Below are 20,863 nucleotides of genomic sequence, written 5' to 3' on the forward strand. Positions count from 1 at the left end.
AAATATAACCACTTGCTTTTAAATGGCAAACCTAGAAATAAATACTTCTCAAAACGTAAATCTAGACTACAAGATTGTAAGTGTAGGTGAGAGGATTCTAGCTTTCTTGATAGATATCTTTCTGTTTTTTGTGTATTTCTATATTGTAGAGTTAATTACAGATGCAATGCATATGGCATTTAGTGATCAATGGACTGTATTTGGTTTACAACAACTTTTGTTTTTACCAGTAATGTTTTATTCTTTGTACATGCATATTCTTTTTAATGGAAGAACAGTAGGTAAGATGGCAATGAAAACTAAGGTTGTAAAAGTTAATGGTAGTCCAGCTCATTGGAGTGATCACCTTATTTTATGGATGCTCCGATTGGTAGATATATGGATATTTTTAGGTTCAATTGGTTTGTTATCTATCATTTTTTCAGACAAGCGTCAACGAGTTGGAGATCATGCTGCCGGAACTGTAGTGATAAGCACAAAGAATAGAGTAACTATAAGTCATACAATTTTAGAGGAAATTGAAGACAACTATCAGCCAATGTTCTTGAATGTTACTGATCTTACAGATAAGGACGTGAGACTAATAAAAGAAACCTATATTATTGCATTAAAATCTAATGATTTCAGTACCTTGAAATTACTTCGAAATAAGGTTGAAGAGGTTTTAGCAACATCATCAGATTTATACGATAAACAGTATATTGATAGAATACTAAAAGATTATAACCACTTTACACAAAATATGTGAGTTTAATATTAATTTTAGATATAATAGGAACGTTGGCGTTTGCAATTTCAGGAGTGCTTACAGCACTTCATAAAAGGCTTGATCCATTTGGAATTTTAATAATTGCTTTCGTTGCAGCCGTGGGTGGGGGAACGTTACGCGACGTATTAATTGGTGCTCCAATTGCTTGGATGGTAGATTTAACCTATGTGTATGTAATTTTTGGAGCTACAGTTTTTGCGGTAATTTTCAGAAAAAGACTAGGTTATATTCGAAGATCTTTGTTTTTATTTGATACGATTGGGATAGCGCTTTATACAATTGTAGGTGTAGAAAAAGGTATTGCGGCAGGTTTTTCACCAATTATTTGTATTTCCTTAGGAACAATGACAGCCTGTTTTGGTGGGGTATTGCGAGATATTCTATGTAATGAAATCCCAATTATTTTTAGAAAAGAAATTTACGCAACTGCCTGTATTATAGGTGGGGCTGTTTATTTTATATTGTTGAAAACTGTAATTCCATTAGATTTTATTGTAATTATATCAGGTTCGATTGTTTTTATAGTTCGTTTATTGGCAGTGTACTTCAAACTTTCATTACCCAGCATCTATACAAAGGAAGAGTTGGAGCAGCAATAAAGTTAGGTTAAATTAACTTGGTAGTATTCGACTCCGTTAGGAAGTATTTCTGGGGTTTTTTGCAATTGTATATTTTATTCGGGATATAAATAAACTGCAGTTTTTTTGATTAAATATATGCAATGCTTTATGTTGCTTTGCTTCAAAACCTCGATTTAGTGCCAATTAAATTTTCCTATAAAGAACTCTTGGGTTCATATGTTTATATAAAATATATGTTGTTTAGCTTTTTACCCTATTGTAGTTTTAAATCCGCGGTTGAGCTATTTGTTATAGTTATATAGACCGTTAAAGATTATTCAATAACCTTCGCAGAAATATAAATGTTTTCTAATGGCCAATCGCCATCGTCTGCTTTTACATTTGAAATTTCCTCCACTACTTCCATCCCTTTAATAACGTTTCCAAAAATGGTGTATTTTCCATTTAAATGTGTGGTTGAAGACTTAGGACCGTGGAATATAAAAAACTCATAAGGAGCTGTTCTGTGGTCTGGATTTTCACGGTATTCTTTAGCCCCAGAAACAGTTCCGTATTTGTGAATTCTACCTGGAATAATTTCTGCAGGTAGTAAATACTCGTTGCCTAGTGCAGCACGTTTACGGGGTGTAGAAACTAAATCACTATTTCCACCCTGTATTATGAAATTAGGAACAACGCGATGAAAAAAGGTTTCATCAAAATATTTTTGTTTTACTAGATATATGAAGTTTGCTCGATGTAAGGGGGTGTCTTTATACAACTCAATTACAATATCACCGTATCTACTTGTGATTAAAACCTTTGTTTCAGGATTGTCTTGCCCGTATTCGGTTAAAAACTCAACCATATTTTCATTTGTTATTTTTGGATAATCGGCCTTTTCGTCTTTCTCAATTTTAACGTTATCTTCAACTTCAACCTCTTTTTTGATTTTAGTTTCAATTACAGTTTCAGTTGCCTTTTTCTTATCTTCACAACTTGCAAATATTATACAGCCAATAGCTAGATAGGCAAAGTAGACAATAAATTTCTTTTTCATTAAATTAAATATTTGATAAAATTGAAGATGTAATATTCAAGTTTTTCATCTTCGTAGTTTAATAATTAATAGGCTTTTTATAAATGAATTTCCGTGAATTTGAAAAACGAATTGTAAAAGTAAGAAAAATGGAACTTCCAGGTGAAGCGGTGCAGTTTAAAATGGCGCCCGAAGTGCGGTTGAAGGAGTTAAAAGAAATCGCTAGACTTAAAGATACTGCAAAGAAAGCCGGAGTAATGTCGTTGTTTTATCCCACAGAAACGCTAGATACACGTTTAATATTAATACTTCGGAAGACTTATAAAGGGGTGCATTCCGCACAAGTAGGTTTTCCTGGTGGTAAACTTGAAGCCATAGACAATTCGTTGCAAGATGCTGCCCTTCGCGAAACAGAAGAGGAGGTTGGAGTTTCTAGAAATACTATTTCGGTATTAAAAGAACTTACAGAAATTTATATACCTCCTAGTAATTATTTTGTGCAACCATTCTTAGGAATAACAGCTGAGCCTCCAAAATTTGTAGCTGAAGAAAAAGAGGTTGAAGCTTTAATTGAAGTAGCTTTATACGATTTTATGAATGATAATAATATAATTACTCAAACTCTATCTACTTCTTACGCTACAAGCATAAATGTGCCAGCTTTTAATTTAAATGGTTATATAGTATGGGGTGCTACAGCTATGATGCTCAATGAGGTGCGAGAAATGCTTAAAAAAGTTCTATAAAAGCATATTTTAGTATATTTGCGTTTAATCAACTTGATTGTTAATAAGGGTATTGCAATATAAAAGTAAACGGCCTATCAACTGTTTTCTGCAATAATTCATTGTTTGCATTTAACGAAACTGAAATGATAAATGAGTCTTTTTAAAAAGAACCCATTCGGACATATAATTTTTTTTAAACTCTGGCTTATACGCATAGCTGGGCTTTTAACTCATAGACGTTTTAAAGGGTTTAATGAGCTAAAAATTCATGGAAGTGAGATTATAAAAGATCTACCAGATTCCAATGTTCTCTTTGTAAGTAATCACCAAACTTATTTTGCCGATGTGGCAGCGATGCTGCACGTCTTTAATGCTAGTTTAAGCGGAAGAGAGGACAGTATTAAAAATGTTGGATACTTATGGCGTCCTAAACTCAATATTTATTTTGTTGCAGCAAAAGAAACGATGAAGGCTGGATTACTACCTAAGATTCTTGCTTATGCTGGATCGATTAGTATTGAAAGAACTTGGCGTGAAAAGGGAAAGGAAGTAAATAAGCAAGTAAAAATGAGTGATGTTAGCAACATCACAAAAGCGCTAAATGACGGTTGGGTTATTACTTTCCCACAGGGAACAACAAAGCCATGGAAACCAATTCGTCGCGGTACAGCACACATTATAAAAAAGAATAAACCAATTGTAGTTCCTATTGTAATCGATGGTTTTAGAAGGTCTTTTGATAAAAAAGGACTTCGAATTAAAAAGCGTGGTATCCTTCAAAGTATGGATATTAAAAAACCTTTAGAGTTCGATTATGAAAACGATACCATTCAAGAAATAGTGGAGAAACTAGAGTATGCTATCGAGCAACATCCTTCATTTCTTAAAGTGATTCCTTCTGAAGAAATTCAGAGTGAGGAAGAACTTAACAAGGAAAGACAGTGGCGCTATTAAGAGAAGTTTTAAGTAGATATTTTTATAATTCTATTTTTTCTAACTCTTTATAATTCTTGTACAATCTTTTCATTAAAATACCATAAATAATTCTGTAGAATAATAGTATTAGTACTATTAGTACTGTTCCAATTAATATTTGACTTAAAAAAAACATACTCATAAATCTTTCCTGAGTAACATTATTTAAACCAAAATCTTCAACCATATATTTGAAAACTATATCTTGGTTTAGGTAGTAATAAATGTTAATACAGAGAAGTAAAACTGCTGTAGCAGTTACATTGTAAATTACAAAATACTTCACAGTTTTACGTGCGCGTAAAATATTCTGCATCAGCTCCTTAACAGAGTCGGTTATTGATATTTTTCGATAATTTTTGTAAAACAAATAAATAAAAACTCCAAATACTGAATAATTGAAAACGTTTACAACAATAAGGGCATTGTTTATCCCAATATCATTATTAAACTTAGTGTTCGATTCTGGAACTAAGAAAGATAAAATTGTCCAAAAAATAATCTCAGCGATACTGATAAAGAAAATCCACTTCACTATGGAAGAAGACCTTTTCAACAGCATTTTATAAATGTCGTTAAAACTTAAATGTGGCAATTCTTGCTCGCGGCTTTGCCATTGTTTTTTTAAAAGTTCTAATTCATCCATTATAATCTACGGATTTAAAATGTTTTTTAATTTTCCTTTTATTCTGTTCATCTTCACCCTTGCATTTACCTCACTAATACCTAGTGTTTCGGAAATTTCTTTGTAATTCTTGTCTTCTAAGTAAAGAAAGACGAGTGCTTTGTCTATATCGTTTAAATCTTTAACAGCACGATACATTAATTTTAGTTGTTGTTCGGTAGTATCGTCATAAGGTTCGGAAGAAATTTTAAAACTAACTCCTTCAAAATCTTGTGTTTTTATGGTTCTTTTCGATTTTCTATAAAGTGTAATTGCTGTATTAAGAGCAACTCTGTACATCCAAGTGCTAAACTTACTATCTCCTCTAAACTTTGGATATGCACGCCATAATTGTATGGTTATTTCCTGAAACAGATCGTTGTGTGATTCACTGTCGTTGGTGTATAACCTGCAAATTTTATGTACAATGTTTTGATTTTCCTCAATCTGAGTGACAAAACTATGTTCCAGCTCTTTGTTCAAAGTTATTTTGTTGGTAATAGGTTAGTATATGCTAGTTTAGCTTTGTTACAAAAGTCATAAAAATTATATGAAGCATCTTAACAATTTGTAACTTTAATAAAAATTAAAACTATGAATATTCCTAAAACCAAAGAGCAACGTATAATTGTGATAGGAGGCGGATTTGCTGGGGTTTCCTTTATAAAAAAGCTTAGGAATGAAGAACTACAAATTGTACTTTTTGACAGACATAATTACCACACTTTTCAGCCATTGCTTTATCAGGTATCTACAGCTGGTCTTGAACCCGACTCTATAGCTTATCCGCTTCGGAAAATTTTTAGAAAAAACCTTGATTTTCACTTTAGATTGGCTGAGGTCCAACATATTAATACTGAAGAAAATACTATTTATACCTCTATAGGTAGTCTAACTTATGATTATTTAATAATTGCGACTGGTACGCGCACAAATTATTTTGGAAATGATAGTATAGCTAAAAACAGTATGCCGATGAAGACAGTTCCTCAAGCTTTAAACATCCGAAGTTTAATGCTGCAAAATATTGAAAAAGCCGATATTACTTCAGATGACAAGGAAAGAAAACGGCTACTGAATTTTGTGATTGCTGGTGCTGGTCCTACTGGTGTTGAATTAGCAGGAGCTCTAGCCGAATTTAGGAAAGGAATTTTGGAGTTCGACTATCCCGATATAGACGAACAAGAAATGAATGTTCACCTTATTGAAGGGCAGGATAGGGTATTGCCACCAATGAGTAAACAGGTTTCAAAAAAAGCACAAAAGTTCTTAGAAAAACTTGGTGTTGAACTTCACTTGAAAACTTTTATTAGTAGTTATGATGGGAAAACTGTGACTACAGAAGATGGTAAAACTTTTGACACTGCAACATTTATATGGGCTGCAGGGGTAACTGGAGCTTTAATTAAAGGTATCGATGGAAAAGCTTTAGTTGAAAAAGCAAATAGGTATAAAGTTGACCAATTTAATAAGGTTGAAAATTTTGAAAACATTTACGCCTTAGGAGATATAGCATTAATGGAGACCAAAGACTTTCCTAAAGGGCATCCCCAAGTAGCGCAACCTGCAATTCAACAAGGAAAAAATTTAGGAGATAATTTTAAAAGAATGCTTAATGGTCAAAAAATGAAACCTTTTAAATATAACGATAAGGGAACTATGGCAACCGTTGGTAGAAACAAAGCAGTTGTAGATATAGGAAAATTACACTTTGGTGGTGCAATAGCCTGGTTTTTATGGATGTTTGTTCACTTGTGGTTTTTAGTTGGCTTTAGAAATAGAGTGGTAACTTTTTTTAATTGGACCTATAGTTATATCAATTACGATAAAGCTGCTAGATTAATAATTAGACCTTTTAAAAAATCAAAATAGCTTTAAAAATCACTTAATTTTTACAGGAATCGGGTTTCCACTTGTTATCCAACTTCCTCCAACTTCTTTTATATTTACATCTAATGCATTTGAGGATTCCACCTTTTTAATATTTACTTTCATTTCATCATAAGTGTCAATGCTCTTTAGATTGACATTTAGTTTGTCGTAAGTATTAATGTCAACTAAACGTACATCCATTATACTGTTTGTAAGTTCAATTTCCTTGCTACTATTAGCATAAGCAGAAGGAATTAGATTCAAATCTTTTACTACATTAAAAGTTAAACAAAGTGCGATGATTGTTAAAATAGTCTTGGTGTAAGTATCTGTTTTCATATTTAATTAGATTAGGAATTATTTTTTAGCAATTCTTATATTTATCGTGTAATCCAACGCCTTTTTTAATTAATTCATTACACTTATCCAGGCGTTTTTGTTGGGTTGCTTCTCGTTTAGCTTCACCGATATATTCAGCATATTCTCTTTGCCTACCAGGGGTTAGTTTGTTAAAGTTTTCTTTTAAAACTTTGTCAGTTGCCAATGCGCTTTTAAGTAAAAGAGGTATTGAAACATTTTTTTTCTTAACAGGCTTTATTTCTTTACCCGCCTTAGCGTTTTCAATTGCTTCTTCTACATATTGTAAAATAAGCTTAGAATCAATTTTATCATCTTCTTTAAAGCGCCATTGCCTTAGGGCTTTAGTTATTCCTTCTTGGGCGTTAATAAGGTTTTTAGCATCATCCTTTAAAAACACACCTTGATGAAACCAAAGTGCTAAATGATTTTTGAAATCAGCCATAGCAACTACTAATTTTCCATTAAAGGTGTAAGTTGGTTTGCCCCATTTCACTTCTTCCTTCAGTTCAGTTTGTTGAATAACACTGCGTAGAAGTTGAAGCTTATCTTTCCACTTTGTCTGTTTATGGATGAAAATATCAACTTTTTCTGAATCCGTCATTTTAAGATTGATTTAGACCGAAGATACAATAATTCTTTTTTTGTTCGTACTAAGGAAGACAGCAGCAAAACAACTTTATCGGCAATTTCAAATTAATAAAATAGAATAAGGTATAAGTTATTAATGTTTAAAGGGAAATTCGTAGCTTGTGTGTTGATTATCAATTTAATATGAGTTTTTAAATTTTAAAAAGAAATTTGAACTACAATTGAGCTATGTTATTTTACAGTTCGGATTGTTTAATTCAGAAAGGGCGTGTAGAAAATTCATCTTTGAACTGTAAATTAAAATTAACCATTTGATGAAAGTTTCTGTAGTTTTTTTTCTAATAATTCTCTTTCCATGTTCCCTTTTTGCACAGAGCAAAATTTCGGGAATAGTAACCGATAAGAAAGGTGTTCCAATATTTGGAGCAAATGTATATTTAACCGGAACTTATGATGGAACTACATCAGATCAAAACGGAAATTTTACCTTTGAAACTGCTGAAACTGGAGTTCAAACCTTAACTGTATCCTATGTTTCGTTTGAAACATTTACAGTGATAGATGATGTTTCGAAATTGAAAAATCTTAAAGTTGTTCTGCGTGACGATGTAAATTCTTTAGAAACAGTAACAATTTCTGCAGGTTCCTTTTCAGCGGGCGATAATAGTAAAATTTCTGTTTTAAAGCCTATGGATATAGTAACAACAGCAAGTGCAGTTGGTGATTTTGTAGGAGCGTTACAAACGCTTCCAGGAACCACAACCGTTGCTGAGGATGGACGTCTTTTTGTCCGTGGTGGGGATGCAGGTGAAACGCAAATCTTTATAGATGGTATTCGAGTTTTTACACCCTATAGCCCTACAACCAATAACATTCCAACTCGCGGAAGATACAGCCCCTTTTTGTTTGATGGTATAACATTTTCTACTGGAGGTTATTCTGCAGAATACGGACAAGCTTTATCCTCAGTCTTACTATTGAATACCATAGACGAACCTGTACAGGAAAAGACAAATATTGCAATTATGAGCGTTGGTGGAGGGATAGGACACACCGAAAAATGGAATAATTCATCTTTGAGTCTGAATACATCTTATATAAATCTTGCTCCTTACATTGCCGTGCTTCCTGATAGAAATACTTGGGAAAAACCCTTTGAAACAGCTTCTGGAGAGGCCGTTTTTAGACAAGAAATTGGAGACGGATTACTAAAGGTTTATGGCGCATTCGACTCTTCAAATTTTGAGCTAACACAAGAAGATATTAATCATGCAGAAGGTCTGTATTTTAAGTTGATTAATAAGAATTTCTATACTAATGCTAGTTACTCTAAAAAACTTAATAAAGGATGGTCAATTTTTGGGGGTGGGAGTTATACATACGCAAATACAAAAGTAAACATAGACAAAGCAGATATAAAGGATGTTGAAAATTCGGCACATTTGAAATTAAAGCTCAACAAACGTTTTAGTAATTATTTTAAATTGAATTTTGGTGTGGAGCAGTTTCTTACCGATTTTGATGAAAAATATAATGCGTCTGATTTTTCAGCAAATATTGGGTTTAAAAATAATATGTCTGCCTTTTTTACCGAAGCAGATATCATCTTCTCTCGAAAACTTGCATTAAAATTAGGAGTTCGTGGGGAATATAGTGAATTGTTTCAGGACTTTACAATTTCACCTAGAGCATCCTTTGCTTTTAAAACAGGTAAGAATAGTCAGCTTTCTTTAGCTTATGGAGACTTCTTTCAACAACCAGATAATGAAATTTTAAAGTTTACTACAAACGTAGAAGCCCAACACACCCAACACTACATATTAAACTATCAATATGCTGCAAACAATAGAATATTTCGTGCTGAGGTTTATAGAAAGCAATATAACAAGCTAGTAACATACAACGAATCCATCCCCGATGTAAATAGTTTGTTTGATAATACAGGAAATGGCTATGCCCAAGGATTGGATGTTTTCTGGCGCGATAACGAAAGTATAAAGAATGTAGATTATTGGTTAAGCTATTCATATTTGGATACCGAAAGAAAATATAAAGATTACCCTATTAAGGCGACACCAAACTTTGCGAACAAACATAATCTTTCGGTTGTTGCTAAATATTGGATTGAAGACTGGAAAAGTCAGATAGGTTTTAGCTATCAATATGGCAGTGGTAGAACTTACACCGATTTAAATTCGCCTGGATTTCTTCAGAAAAAAGCTAGAGATTATAATAGCGTAAGTTTAAACTGGGCGTACTTATTATCGCAACAAAAGATACTTTATTTCTCCATAAATAATGCTTTCGCTTTTAAAAATGTGAATGGATATCAGTACTCACATACTCCTGACGCCAATGGGAATTTTGCAAGAAGAAAATTACTTCCAGCAGCAGATCAATTCTTTTTTGTTGGTTTCTTTTGGACTATTAGTGAAGACGGGAAAAATAATCAATTAGATAATCTATAGTAGTTAAATATACAATTCAGTCAATGTTATTAACATTTCGGTTGTTTCATTTTTAATTAATAGAAGTATTAAAGGAAATTTGAATAATAATAAAACTTTTAAACCAAAACTAAAATATCAATTATGCAAAACGTACTCACTTACTTAAGTATAGTCTTAACTGCTTTTATTATGCAGGTAGAGGCTCAAACAACTTCAGCAGAAGTTTCGGAACCAACCAAATACCAACAAGGAATGCAAAACGCATTCAAGCTTTGGCAGGAAGATAAGTCTTGGGAAGCAGCTAATGTTTTTGAAAGAATTGCGACAGTAGAGGTAGACAATTGGTTGCCTTCTTATTATGTAGCTCAAATAAATATTATAAATAGTTTTACAGAAAAAGACCCAGCGAAGTTGAAAGCACAACTAGATAAAGCACAGAATTTTATAAATGATGCTACAGCTATATCTAAAGGTAATCCTGAATTATTAGTGCTGCAAGCACAGTTGTATACCGCTTGGATAGTATTTGATGGTCAGCAATACGGAATGACTTATTCTCCAAAAGCTACAGCGCTTTACAACCAGGCTTTAGCTATGGCTCCAGAAAATCCAAGAATAATCTTGGCTAAAGCTGAGTGGGATATAGGAAGTGCAAAATATTTTAATCAAACAATAGATACTTACTGCAAAGACCTTCAGCGTGCGATAGATCTTTTTGCTACTTTTAAACCCGAAGGAGAGTTTTACCCATCCTATGGTGAAGAAAGAGCAAAGCAAATTGTTGCAGAAAGTTGTAAGTAAATATTATCATAATCCCAAGATTATTAATCAATTGATATTCTTGTGTGTAAATTTTAAATTAATCATTTAGTGCGTATTTTTAAAGACATAGGGAAAGCATTTTTTGTAGGGACGATTGTATTTATCATTCTTGTGATAATTCAACATATAAATGGACATTTTTTTAAGAATGGTCGTCAGCTGCTGATTGCTTTTTCGTACAACCAATTATATTCTGTAATTCTATATTTGGCTAATGCCTACTACTTTGGATTTTTACTCAAGACATTTCCCAATCAAGTCTTTAAAACTAAAAATCTTTTAAAAGGGCTTTTAGGAGGTGTTTTGGTTACATTAATAGCGCTTTTTGCTATTCGTATAATTACACAAGTAGTAATAGGAGGAAAAGATTTTTCATTATTTATATCTTCTGAAAAAATAAATTATTATTACCTCTCATTCATTATTTCTATAGTAATTACTGCAATATTTTATTCTTTTTATTACTATCGAAATAAACAGCAAACCATTGTAACCGAACAAAAACTAATTGCTGGAACAGCTTCAGCAAAGTTTGATGCCCTAAAAAATCAGTTAGATCCTCATTTTCTTTTTAATAGCCTAAATGTACTTACTAGTTTAATTGAAGAAAACCCTGAAGCAGCTACACGATTTACAACATCGCTATCAAAAGTATATCGCTATGTTTTAGAACAAAAGAATAAAGAGCTAGTTACCTTAGAAGAAGAATTAAAGTTTGCTGAACTCTACATGTCTCTATTAGCAGTAAGATTTGAGGATAGCCTCATTTTTAGTACACCACAACATTTAAAAAACTCGCAAGCGAAGGTAGTGCCATTATCGCTGCAATTACTTTTGGAGAATGCTGTAAAACACAATCAAGTTATGCCATCGAAAAAACTTCATATTACTATAACAGAAAGAGATGGGGTTTTAATAATAACCAATAACATTCAGCCTAAACAAGTTTTAAAACAAAGCACAGGTTTAGGGCTGCGAAACATTCGAGAAAGGTATGCGCTGCTTACTAAGCAACCCGTTACTATTAGTAAAAACCAAGAGGAGTTTAGTGTTGCAATACCAATATTAGCAGAAAACTTTGAAGTTATGAATTCATCAAAAGTATTTATTTCAGAAAAGAAATTTAAGCAAGCTAGAAAACGAGTGGAAAAGCTAAAGTGGTTTTATGTGCATTTGGCTATTTTTGTGTTTTTTATTCCAGTACTTATTTACTTAAATATAATTTCACACGCAGGATTTCCTTGGGCGTTATTTCCAATTTTTGGATGGGGATTTGGAGTAATAGGTCACGCATCAGAAACATTTAATTACAATCCATTTTTTAGCAAGTCCTGGGAAGAAAGAAAAATTCGTGAACTAATGAGTAAAGATGAATAAATTACAGTTTGTCGCTTAATAATGACACTTCGGTGTCTTTCTCTTTACAGCGAGGACTTTATTCGATACTTTTAAGAGAAGGTTTAAAATTACAGTTATGGAAATTGATAAAAAAGATTATAAATATATAAAGGCAAAACGACGTGTAGAAGAAATCAAAAAGTTTTACACTAATGTTGCGATGTACGTCATTTTTATTTGTGCTTTAGCGGGATTAAATTACTATGTAAACGAATTTAAAAATCCTTGGTTTTTATGGGCTGCTTTTGGATGGGGAATCGGAATTTTTTTCCAAGCTATTAAAGTATTTAAATGGGCACCATTTATGGGTAAAGATTGGGAGAACCGTAAGATTAAGCAGTATATGGAAGAAGAGAAAAGTCGAGAAAATAAAAGTGAATTTGAATCATATTAAAAATGGAGGTCAAGAAAAGTTTATCCTATTTACGGGCTAAGAAAAAAGTTGAAATTTTAAAAGGATTCTATAGCCACCTTTTAGTTTTTGTAATAGTTAATATTATAATTCTTCTCTTTTCTGCTAATGTATTTAACAGTAAACCCTTAGACCTTAAACACTGGAGTAATTACACAGTTGCTTTTTTCTGGGGTATAGGATTAGTGTCACATGCTATTTATGTTTTCTTTGAATTTAAATTTAATAATGTTTATTTAAAGCAATGGGAAGAAAAGAAAATTAAACAGTTTTTAGAAGAGGAATAGCAAGTTGGTTTGCAATAAGCATCAATGAAAATTTAAATAATAGATAAAACTAATTTTTAAAGTTGGCTAAGTACTTTTAGTTTGAAAATACGTAAATGAAAACGCTAGAATAACTCACACAATTTTTACTAAACAATATGAATGTAATAATTATAGAAGATGAAAAACCGTCAGCACGTTATCTTCAACGTATGTTAGCGAAACACGATGTTAATATAAGTCAAATGTTGCACAGTGTTGAAGAGGCAGTAGAGTGGTTTAAAATAAACGAGCATCCCGATTTAATATTTTTAGACATTCAATTAAGTGATGGACTTTCTTTTGAAATATTTGATGTTGTTGAGGTTAACAGTGCGATAATTTTTACCACAGCTTTTGATGAGTATGCTTTACAGGCTTTTAAGCTTAATAGTATAGATTATTTATTAAAACCTATAGATGAAGAAGAGTTACAAGCTGCCGTTAAAAAATACATGTTTTTAAAACCTTCAAACAAAAGTCTACAAATCAATTTTGAGGATATTAAAAAGCTTCTTGTAAATCCAGTTGAACGCGAGTATAAAAAACGATTTACAACAAAAATAGGGCAGCATATCAAAATGATTGGGGTAGATGAGATAGAGTGTTTTTATTCTGAAAACAAAGGCACTTATGCACACACGGTAGATGCGCGAGATTATCTTTTAGAAACAACTTTAGAACAGCTTGAGCAAGAACTTTCACCAGAATTATTTTTTAGGATTAGTCGGAAATATATCATCAATATTAACGCAATCAAGGATATAATATCTTATACAAACTCTAGACTTCAATTAAAATTAAATAATTATAAAGAACAGGAAGTTGTTGTGGCCCGTGAGCGGGTGAAAGACTTTAAACTTTGGTTGGAGTAAATATAAAAAGTTATTTGATTCTATTTTCCTGAAAAGAAGACGGCAATAGCTTCGGAATAAACTTAACTAATAACGGTAGTAGCAAGCTTCCTCCCGGTAATAGAAAAATAGTGAGTGAAGGTATAGACTTACAAATGTCTAACAACTGCTCTTTCACTTTATACTTTTCTTCTGCCGTTAGATCACGAATTGTAGAGTTTCCAAGTAAAACAACCAATTCACCGCTTTCTTCAAGTTCTCGAGCAAGTCTATCTTTATTTCTAAGAATTAATAATTTAACGGTTGCAGAGGATTGCTTATAGAATTGCTTTACAGGGTGTGAGTATTCGAAAAGTAGAATTTTTTCCGTGTATTTTTCAGCAAAATTTTTAAGAGCTAAAAGACTTACTTCTAAATCCTTTTCAGAGAAGTTCAAGGTGACTAATAATTGTTGTAAAAACTGATGTTCAGAAATGTCCATAGTAAGATCTTCCCAAACAGTAAGGCTACACAAGTCTAATACAAACTGTTTTTCTAAGGAGTTTTTATCGCTGTTGAGGTAGTTTAAACTCTCTAGAAAAGTAGCCGCGCCACCTTCACTATAATCTATTATATAATCTGATGATGATTCAAAAAACTCTACTAATAACTTATCGTATTTTGTTTTTTCTTTTTTAGAAACTAAGGTGTAAAAACAAGCAGTTAAGGTAGTTGATTCTAATTCACGGTAATAAGATTTCACTGAACTAGGATCTTTTTGCCATTGTTTAAATGCAAGAACATCAAGGTAGAGTAGGGCGTGGGTGAGTAAAGAAATTGTATTCTTCTTTAAAATAGTGTTAACCGACTGTAATCGCGCTGTTAGTATATGTTCTAAAGTATTTGACGGACTTTGTGCCATAGAAAACATTTGAAAAAATCCTGTTTTCCCTTTTTCTAAGTGTTTATAAAACGTTAGAATACTTTTTATGGCATCGTCGTAATTGCCGTTTTCATTGTTTTGAAAATATTGAAAAAGTAAAGTATGAAAGAGATTAATTTTAGTAAGCTCTTCTTTAGTGTATTTTAAATGTCCAAGAGATTTTTTCGGAATAACAGAAACAGTAACACCATAAATAAATCCTGTTTGCCTTAAAGCTTCATAGAATTGATGGTTGTTCTTAAAAGCATCAACAAGCTCCTCCTTTTCAAATAAATTTAAGAATTTTAGTATCCAATCGGGTGCTGAGGGGTTCATCGAGTTAATTATAGATATTTTTGACTTTTCAAGCCTTGATTTTTTCTTGTTTCCCAAAAAAATATCGCATTTTTGAAAATCAAGATTGTACATTTAGACCTAAGTTAAAATGAACAAGTAAAATTAATTAATAAAAACTTACTAAAAAGATGAAAAAATCAAAACTTTTTGCGGTAATAGGTGGCCTTGGAATGGTTGCATTATCTGCATTTTTGATGTCGGCAGATCATATGGATGCTCCATCGGTTAAAGGATCCTCTGCAGATATAGCAGATTTTTACGCCTTTCAAGGTGAAAACAATAATAACTTTGTTTTTGTTGCTAATATCCAAGGGTTATTGCCAGCAGGACAGGCTACCGAGCAAGCTGTTTTTGACGAATCAGTGTTAATAGAATTTAATATAGACAAAGACAACGACCTTAAAGAAGATCTAGTTATCCAAGCTATCAAACGTGGAGATTCTATGCATTTCTTTGGTCCAGCAGTTCCCGAGTATACAGGGGATGAAGGATTAAGAAGTACCATTTTAACCTCAAGCCCAAGAAGAAGTGTGAAAATTTCTACTGTGGATGATATTCAAGTTGCTGAAATAGATGGCATAAAACTATTTGCTGGACCACGTGAAGATCCTTTCTTTTTTGATTTAAACAAGTACAACAGTATACTAGCTGGTGATGCAACAGAATTCAGTTCTCAAGGGACAGATTATTACGCAGGAAAAAATGTTTTAAGTGTAGTCATTGAGCTTCCAAAATCAATGCTTCCAGGTGGTACAGTAGGAGTAAATCAATTTTCACCTGATACTCCAATTTATAATGTTTGGGTAGAGTCTAAAAGAAAGATTTAAAACGTGTTAATCAAAAAAACAATAAGCATGAAAACTTTAAAATACATAACGTTCTTTGCTGCATTAGGTTCCTTATTATTATTCACCCAGTGTAAAGACGACGACGATAATATCATTATTAATGCTACATGTTCAGATGGTATTCTGAATGGGGATGAAACCGGAATAGACTGCGGGGGAAGCAATTGTGAACCCTGTGATGAGAGTGGTTTAGACTTTAGTGGTATTTACATTCAAGAAGACCAAATGGGAAGACCGTCTATAAATACAATGTTTGGAGCATTAGGCTATAGAGATACTTACAATGTAACAGTGCCTTCAAAAATGCAAGTAGAATTTCAAAGTATGATTGAAAGTAAATTGTTGTTACTAAACCCAAATTATACAACAAACGTATGGGGATTAGATGCGGCTGCATTTTCTACTTTGTTGTCAAACGATGTGTTATGGTTAGCTGAAACAGGAGAAACAACTTATTCAAACGGAGTTGATTTATTAACAGGAAGAGCCTTAGGTGAAGATGTGATGGACACAACACTTCAATTAATTTATGGAGGTGCCGATGGCACTGAGAACCCTGGATTAACTGATGATGGTGTTCCCTCCAATGATGCTGAATTCTCTAACAGTTTTCCATATTTGGCTTCACCATTTTAATTGAGCAATTTTATAACGAAAAAAAGAGAACTACTTGAGTTCTCTTTTTTTTGTTATAGAATAGAAACATTATTACCTAGCTATTGTTCCTAATGTGTACAATTGCGAAAGATTAGGAGTTTCACTACCGCCTTCTTCTTCTAAAGTTATACCAATAGCTTCAGATAAAGAAAAATCTGAAAATTTATATATTTCATCAGCAACGCTGTTTTGAAGGTTGATTAAACCAATGCTTGTTGCGGAAAAGGGATCCATTTTGAGTGTCCAAACTTGATAAGCCTTCCCATTAGGAGGTGTAGGTAGGTTTTTAATATCTACATAAGCATTTCCTTCTCTTTGGTTTAAATATACCTTAGCAAAAGCGGTAGGCGCTACAGCTTGATTCCCTGCTAATGTATAAACTTGAATTTCTTTAGCTCTCAAAATTTCAAGAACCTTATTACTTTTTTTTAATTTTATTTCTGTTTCAGAATTTTTGGTATTTAAAACTGTATTCTGAACAGTAGCAGTTTGTAAAGCTTTATTTAAATCGTTATTTTGTTTAAGCATCCACAAAATTCCTCCCATAAAAAATATAGCAGCAGCCCATCCTAAAATAGCCGGTAGATTGCGTGATTTTGATTTTTTGACATCAGAAGCTGTATTCTCTTTCATTTAGATGATAAATTAATTTCTGTAAAAGTACTCATATTGTCGAAACATAATTAAGTATAAAAACTCTAGTTTAAAAATGTTAAATAAATAGGGATACTAATGTAAAGGTTGTGATAGAACTATTTTTTAATAGCTTTACAAGCACAAATAGTACAATTTATACATATTAATTAAAATCAACCCCCAAAAAAACATGAAAAAAGTTACAAGAAATTTATTTCTGGCAGCCATCTGTTTGTTTTCAGGCAGTATGATTGCTCAGGATTTTTCAAAGACTATTTCCGACCAACTGAATCAATTTGTAGAGGAAGGAGAATTACTACCTGAAGATCTTCAATGGCAAGTTACAGACGAATCTAAAAGTCGTACAAGTGGAATTCAGCACGTTTATTTCAGACAGTTATTAAACGATATCGAGATTTATGGTACCGATTCTGGAATTCATACATTACCAAATGGTACTGTTGTTTCACAAGACAGTAAGTTTATTAAAAGTACTTCCGAAAAATTATTTGGAAATACACAACCAGGACTAACAGCTTCACAAGCTGTACAAGCTGCAGCAATGCAATTAGGTTTAACGCTTAATGAGTCGTTAACCGTACTAGATAAAGCTAAAGGTGCTTCTAAAGAAACCCTATTAAGTGATGGAGGTATCTCTTTAAGTCCTATCCCTGCAAAACTTGTGTATGCTATTACCGACGACAATCAATTGATATTATCTTGGGATATTTCAATTCAAGAGAAAAGCCAACAAAACTGGTGGAGTTTAAGAGTCGATGCTACAACTGGTAAAGTTTTAGATAAGGCAGATTGGATGGTTAGTTGTAATTTTGATCACGATCATAGTAATGACGTGAAAGAAGTAAACTTTAACACCAATTTATTTGACGTGCCTAACTATGCAGAATTAGTAGCGAAAAATACTAATACTAACTGTACAGAATGTTATGAGGCATTCGCATTACCTATTGAGAGCCCATATTTTGGAAATAGAACGATAGAGGTTCAACCGGCACATCCTGATGCTTCTCCTTTCGGATGGCACGATACTGATGGTGTTCCTGGAGCAGAATACACTGTTACCCGTGGTAACAATGCAAATGCTTACGAAGATGGTAATAATCCAGGATATCAACCAAACGGTGGACCAGATTTAGATTTTACAGGTTATCCGTTTAGTCAAACATATTCAAGTGCTAATCAATATGAAGATGCAGCAATTACTAACTTGTTTTATTTAAACAACATCATTCACGACGTAATGTATATGTACGGTTTTGATGAAGAAAGTGGAAATTTCCAAGAAAATAACTATGGTAATGGTGGTATTGGTGGCGACTCAGTAAATGCTGAAGCACAAGACGGTTCAGGTACTTGTAATGCAAACTTCGGAACTCCACCAGACGGAGGTAACCCAACAATGCAAATGTACATTTGTGGTGATAAAGATGGCGATTACGATTCCTTAGTCGTAATACACGAATACGGACACGGTATTTCTAATAGATTAACTGGTGGTCCATCTGCTGCAGGATGTTTGCAGAATTCAGAACAAATGGGAGAAGGTTGGAGTGACTTTTTTGGAGCTTTACTAACAATTTCTCCAGGTGATGTAAGTACAGACCCTAGAGCTGTAGGAACATACTTATTTGGTCAAGGACCAAACGGTGGAGGTATTAGAGATTATCCATATAGTACCGATATGAGTGTGAATCCTCAAACTTATGATTTTATTAAAACAGCTGCTGTACCACACGGAGTAGGTTCGGTATGGGCACAAATGCTATGGGAAGTTACTTGGGCATTAATCGATGAACATGGTTACGATCCGAATCCATACAATTTTACTGGCGATGTAAATCAAGATGCAGGAAATATTATGGCAATGGCTATTGTAACAGAAGGATTAAAGTTACAACCTTGTAGTCCAGGATTTGTTGACGGTCGTGACGCTATTATTGCAGCGGATCAAGCTATTTATGGCGGTGCAAATGAATGCTTGTTATGGGAAGCTTTCGCAAAAAGAGGTTTAGGTTATAGTGCAGACCAAGGATCTTCAGGAAGTAGAAGTGATGGAACTCAAGCTTTTGATACACCTCCTTCAAGTGCTTCATTAAGTGTTTTAGAAGAAGTATGTGTTTCCTCAAGTGTGATGACTGATTTAACTGGTGGCGCTCCAAGAGGTGGAGTTTATAGCGGACCAGGTGTAACAGATAACGGCGATGGTTCAACATTTAGCTTCGATCCTATTGCTGCTGGAGTTGGAGTTCATACAGTTACTTATACTGTTCAAGCTGGTAATTGTACAGTTGCATCTTCTGATACTGATACTATTGAAGTTCTTTCAGTTCCTGATGGACCAACTACTGTTGGAGCAACCGACGTTTGTATAGGTGAAGAGATTACTGTAACTGCAACTCCTAACGATTCATCAAACATCATTAGATGGTTTGACGCTCCAATTGGAGGAAACTTTTTACACGAAGGAACAACTTATACATTCACACCAACAGACGATAGTAATGTTTATGCACAAGAAAGTGAACCAGGATTTTTATCTAAATTGGTCATTTCTGAAATAAGCGTTGAGACTCCAGATAGATTTGAAATTCAAAACATAGGAGTGGCTACAGATTATGTAGGATACAAAGTTGCAATTAGTGATCAGCCATACACCAATATTAACTCAGTTAATTCAATTGTAAGGCCATTATTTCACATGGAAGAAAATTCTGTTAGACTTTTTAGCGATGAAAGTGGACCTAATTATTGGGGAAATAATATTTGGTGGGGTAATTCTGGCACTGGGTGGATTATAATTATTGATCCCGACGGAAATGTTGTTGACTCCGTTTTTTGGGGCTTTAGTGCCTCTCAAATTTCAAATCTTAATTTAACAATTGCTGGTTTTAACATTACTGCTTCCGATTTAGATTGGAATGGCGCTGGTGCTGGCTTTATTAATGATTGTGGTTCTGATTCGTTTAGAAGACATGGAGACACAGATTCAGCTGCTGATTGGTCTGGAATATGCGAGCCTTCCGATTTTGGAGTTCCTAACTCTGATATTAATATTGGCCCAACAGGATGCCCAGCATTAAGAACCTTAACTGAGATTACTGCAGAAACTGTAGCTCCAGTAATTACTTGCCCTGACGATGTGGTAGTAGAGGTACACCCAGGTACTCAGTTTACATTACCTGATTATACAGCCGACGCAGTGGTAACAGATAACTGTACTCTAACTCCTACAATAACACAAAATCCTGCTGTAGGAACAATGGTAGATGCAGGGATTACAATTATTACATTAACGTCTATAGATGCTTCTGGAAATGAAAGCACTTGTACTTTTACTGTTACAGTAGAAGATACTTTAGGGGTAGATGATAATGAGTTTTTTAATAATATAGCGCTTTATCCAAACCCTACCTCTGGTTCTATTACTTTGACCAATAAAACATCTGAGCAACTTGTTAATGCTGTGATAACTGATGTTAAAGGAAGTGTGGTTAAAAACATTGATTTAAGTAAATCTGGGGTAGAAACTTCTATTTCAATGGAGAATCTAGCTGCAGGAATGTACTTTATGAAAATTAACACCCAAAGCACAAGTATTGTTAAACGAATAGTGAAGCAATAAAAATTTGTAAATTCAATAATTAAGA

The 20,863-nt window shown here is 33.3% G+C and carries 21 protein-coding genes; 14 read left to right on the forward strand and 7 right to left on the reverse strand.

Annotation, left to right across the window (positions count from 1 at the left end):
• Nucleotides 1-22 precede the first annotated feature (22 nt).
• On the forward strand, nucleotides 23-748 hold the full coding sequence (locus tag RT250_RS06370) for an RDD family protein (protein WP_313113154.1): 726 nt from the start codon (nucleotides 23-25) through the stop codon (nucleotides 746-748).
• The gene (locus RT250_RS06375) at nucleotides 745-1,368 is read left to right on the forward strand and encodes a trimeric intracellular cation channel family protein (protein WP_313113157.1); all 624 of its coding nucleotides are present in this window, start codon (nucleotides 745-747) and stop codon (nucleotides 1,366-1,368) included. Before RT250_RS06370 ends, RT250_RS06375 begins: the two co-directional genes overlap by 4 nt.
• 295 nt (nucleotides 1,369-1,663) lie before the next feature.
• Here RT250_RS06375 and RT250_RS06380 read toward each other — a convergent pair whose 3' ends face one another.
• Nucleotides 1,664-2,389: a peptidylprolyl isomerase gene (locus RT250_RS06380; RefSeq protein ID WP_313113159.1), complete on the reverse strand. Its 726-nt coding sequence runs from the start codon at nucleotides 2,387-2,389 to the stop codon at nucleotides 1,664-1,666.
• Nucleotides 2,390-2,472: 83 nt separating this feature from the next.
• Here RT250_RS06380 and RT250_RS06385 point away from each other — a divergent pair, with 83 nt between their 5' ends.
• Entirely contained in the window at nucleotides 2,473-3,114 is a 642-nt protein-coding gene (locus RT250_RS06385; RefSeq protein ID WP_313113161.1) for an NUDIX hydrolase, read from the forward strand.
• 132 nt (nucleotides 3,115-3,246) lie between these two features.
• Nucleotides 3,247-4,050 carry a lysophospholipid acyltransferase family protein gene (locus tag RT250_RS06390; RefSeq protein ID WP_313113163.1) on the forward strand — a complete coding sequence of 268 codons (804 nt, stop codon included), beginning with the start codon at nucleotides 3,247-3,249 and terminating at the stop codon, nucleotides 4,048-4,050.
• Between the two features lie 22 nt (nucleotides 4,051-4,072).
• Here the strand turns inward: RT250_RS06390 and RT250_RS06395 are convergent, their stop codons facing one another.
• Both RT250_RS06395 and RT250_RS06400 read right to left on the reverse strand, forming a co-directional pair.
• Nucleotides 4,073-4,717: a DUF8845 family protein gene (locus RT250_RS06395; protein ID WP_313113165.1), complete on the reverse strand. Its 645-nt coding sequence runs from the start codon at nucleotides 4,715-4,717 to the stop codon at nucleotides 4,073-4,075.
• Between the two features lie 6 nt (nucleotides 4,718-4,723).
• Entirely contained in the window at nucleotides 4,724-5,218 is a 495-nt protein-coding gene (locus RT250_RS06400) for an RNA polymerase sigma factor (protein ID WP_313113166.1), read from the reverse strand.
• Nucleotides 5,219-5,329: 111 nt separating this feature from the next.
• Here RT250_RS06400 and RT250_RS06405 point away from each other — a divergent pair, with 111 nt between their 5' ends.
• On the forward strand, nucleotides 5,330-6,607 hold the full coding sequence (locus tag RT250_RS06405; protein ID WP_313113167.1) for an NAD(P)/FAD-dependent oxidoreductase: 1,278 nt from the start codon (nucleotides 5,330-5,332) through the stop codon (nucleotides 6,605-6,607).
• A gap of 9 nt (nucleotides 6,608-6,616) precedes the next feature.
• On the opposite strand, the gene RT250_RS06410 is transcribed toward RT250_RS06405, so the two are convergent.
• Together RT250_RS06410 and RT250_RS06415 are read right to left on the reverse strand one after the other, a co-directional pair.
• Nucleotides 6,617-6,946, reverse strand: coding sequence for a hypothetical protein (locus RT250_RS06410; RefSeq protein ID WP_313113169.1), 330 nt, complete (start codon nucleotides 6,944-6,946; stop codon nucleotides 6,617-6,619).
• Nucleotides 6,947-6,971: 25 nt separating this feature from the next.
• Complete coding sequence (locus RT250_RS06415) at nucleotides 6,972-7,568, reverse strand: YdeI/OmpD-associated family protein (RefSeq protein ID WP_313113171.1); 597 nt, start codon at nucleotides 7,566-7,568, stop codon at nucleotides 6,972-6,974.
• Between the two features lie 301 nt (nucleotides 7,569-7,869).
• Between RT250_RS06415 and RT250_RS06420 the strand changes: the two genes are divergently transcribed.
• The 6 genes from RT250_RS06420 (at nucleotide 7,870) to RT250_RS06445 (ending at nucleotide 13,817) form a co-directional block, all read left to right on the forward strand.
• Nucleotides 7,870-10,023: a TonB-dependent receptor gene (locus RT250_RS06420; RefSeq protein ID WP_313113173.1), complete on the forward strand. Its 2,154-nt coding sequence runs from the start codon at nucleotides 7,870-7,872 to the stop codon at nucleotides 10,021-10,023.
• 123 nt (nucleotides 10,024-10,146) lie between these two features.
• The gene (locus tag RT250_RS06425; protein ID WP_313113175.1) at nucleotides 10,147-10,806 is read left to right on the forward strand and encodes a hypothetical protein; all 660 of its coding nucleotides are present in this window, start codon (nucleotides 10,147-10,149) and stop codon (nucleotides 10,804-10,806) included.
• 69 nt (nucleotides 10,807-10,875) lie between these two features.
• Entirely contained in the window at nucleotides 10,876-12,204 is a 1,329-nt protein-coding gene (locus RT250_RS06430) for a 2TM domain-containing protein (protein WP_313113177.1), read from the forward strand.
• A gap of 97 nt (nucleotides 12,205-12,301) precedes the next feature.
• Entirely contained in the window at nucleotides 12,302-12,619 is a 318-nt protein-coding gene (locus RT250_RS06435; protein WP_313113179.1) for a 2TM domain-containing protein, read from the forward strand.
• 2 nt (nucleotides 12,620-12,621) lie between these two features.
• Entirely contained in the window at nucleotides 12,622-12,924 is a 303-nt protein-coding gene (locus RT250_RS06440) for a 2TM domain-containing protein (RefSeq protein ID WP_313113181.1), read from the forward strand.
• 137 nt (nucleotides 12,925-13,061) lie between these two features.
• Nucleotides 13,062-13,817: a LytR/AlgR family response regulator transcription factor gene (locus RT250_RS06445; RefSeq protein WP_313113183.1), complete on the forward strand. Its 756-nt coding sequence runs from the start codon at nucleotides 13,062-13,064 to the stop codon at nucleotides 13,815-13,817.
• Nucleotides 13,818-13,827: 10 nt separating this feature from the next.
• Here RT250_RS06445 and RT250_RS06450 read toward each other — a convergent pair whose 3' ends face one another.
• Nucleotides 13,828-15,033, reverse strand: a complete 1,206-nt coding sequence (locus tag RT250_RS06450; protein WP_313113185.1) for an LETM1-related biofilm-associated protein — start codon at nucleotides 15,031-15,033, stop codon at nucleotides 13,828-13,830.
• 149 nt (nucleotides 15,034-15,182) lie between these two features.
• Here RT250_RS06450 and RT250_RS06455 point away from each other — a divergent pair, with 149 nt between their 5' ends.
• Both RT250_RS06455 and RT250_RS06460 read left to right on the forward strand, forming a co-directional pair.
• On the forward strand, nucleotides 15,183-15,881 hold the full coding sequence (locus tag RT250_RS06455) for a DUF4331 family protein (protein ID WP_313113187.1): 699 nt from the start codon (nucleotides 15,183-15,185) through the stop codon (nucleotides 15,879-15,881).
• Nucleotides 15,882-15,908: 27 nt separating this feature from the next.
• Complete coding sequence (locus RT250_RS06460; protein WP_313113189.1) at nucleotides 15,909-16,538, forward strand: DUF4331 family protein; 630 nt, start codon at nucleotides 15,909-15,911, stop codon at nucleotides 16,536-16,538.
• A gap of 72 nt (nucleotides 16,539-16,610) precedes the next feature.
• Here the strand turns inward: RT250_RS06460 and RT250_RS06465 are convergent, their stop codons facing one another.
• Complete coding sequence (locus RT250_RS06465; protein WP_313113191.1) at nucleotides 16,611-17,192, reverse strand: anti-sigma factor; 582 nt, start codon at nucleotides 17,190-17,192, stop codon at nucleotides 16,611-16,613.
• 193 nt (nucleotides 17,193-17,385) lie between these two features.
• On the opposite strand from RT250_RS06465, the gene RT250_RS06470 reads away from it, so the two are divergent.
• Nucleotides 17,386-20,838 carry a M36 family metallopeptidase gene (locus RT250_RS06470; protein ID WP_313113193.1) on the forward strand — a complete coding sequence of 1,151 codons (3,453 nt, stop codon included), beginning with the start codon at nucleotides 17,386-17,388 and terminating at the stop codon, nucleotides 20,836-20,838.
• Nucleotides 20,839-20,863 lie beyond the last annotated feature (25 nt).

The sequence above is a fragment of the Aequorivita sediminis genome, from assembly GCF_032080575.2.
GTDB classification, from domain to species: domain Bacteria; phylum Bacteroidota; class Bacteroidia; order Flavobacteriales; family Flavobacteriaceae; genus Aequorivita; species Aequorivita sediminis.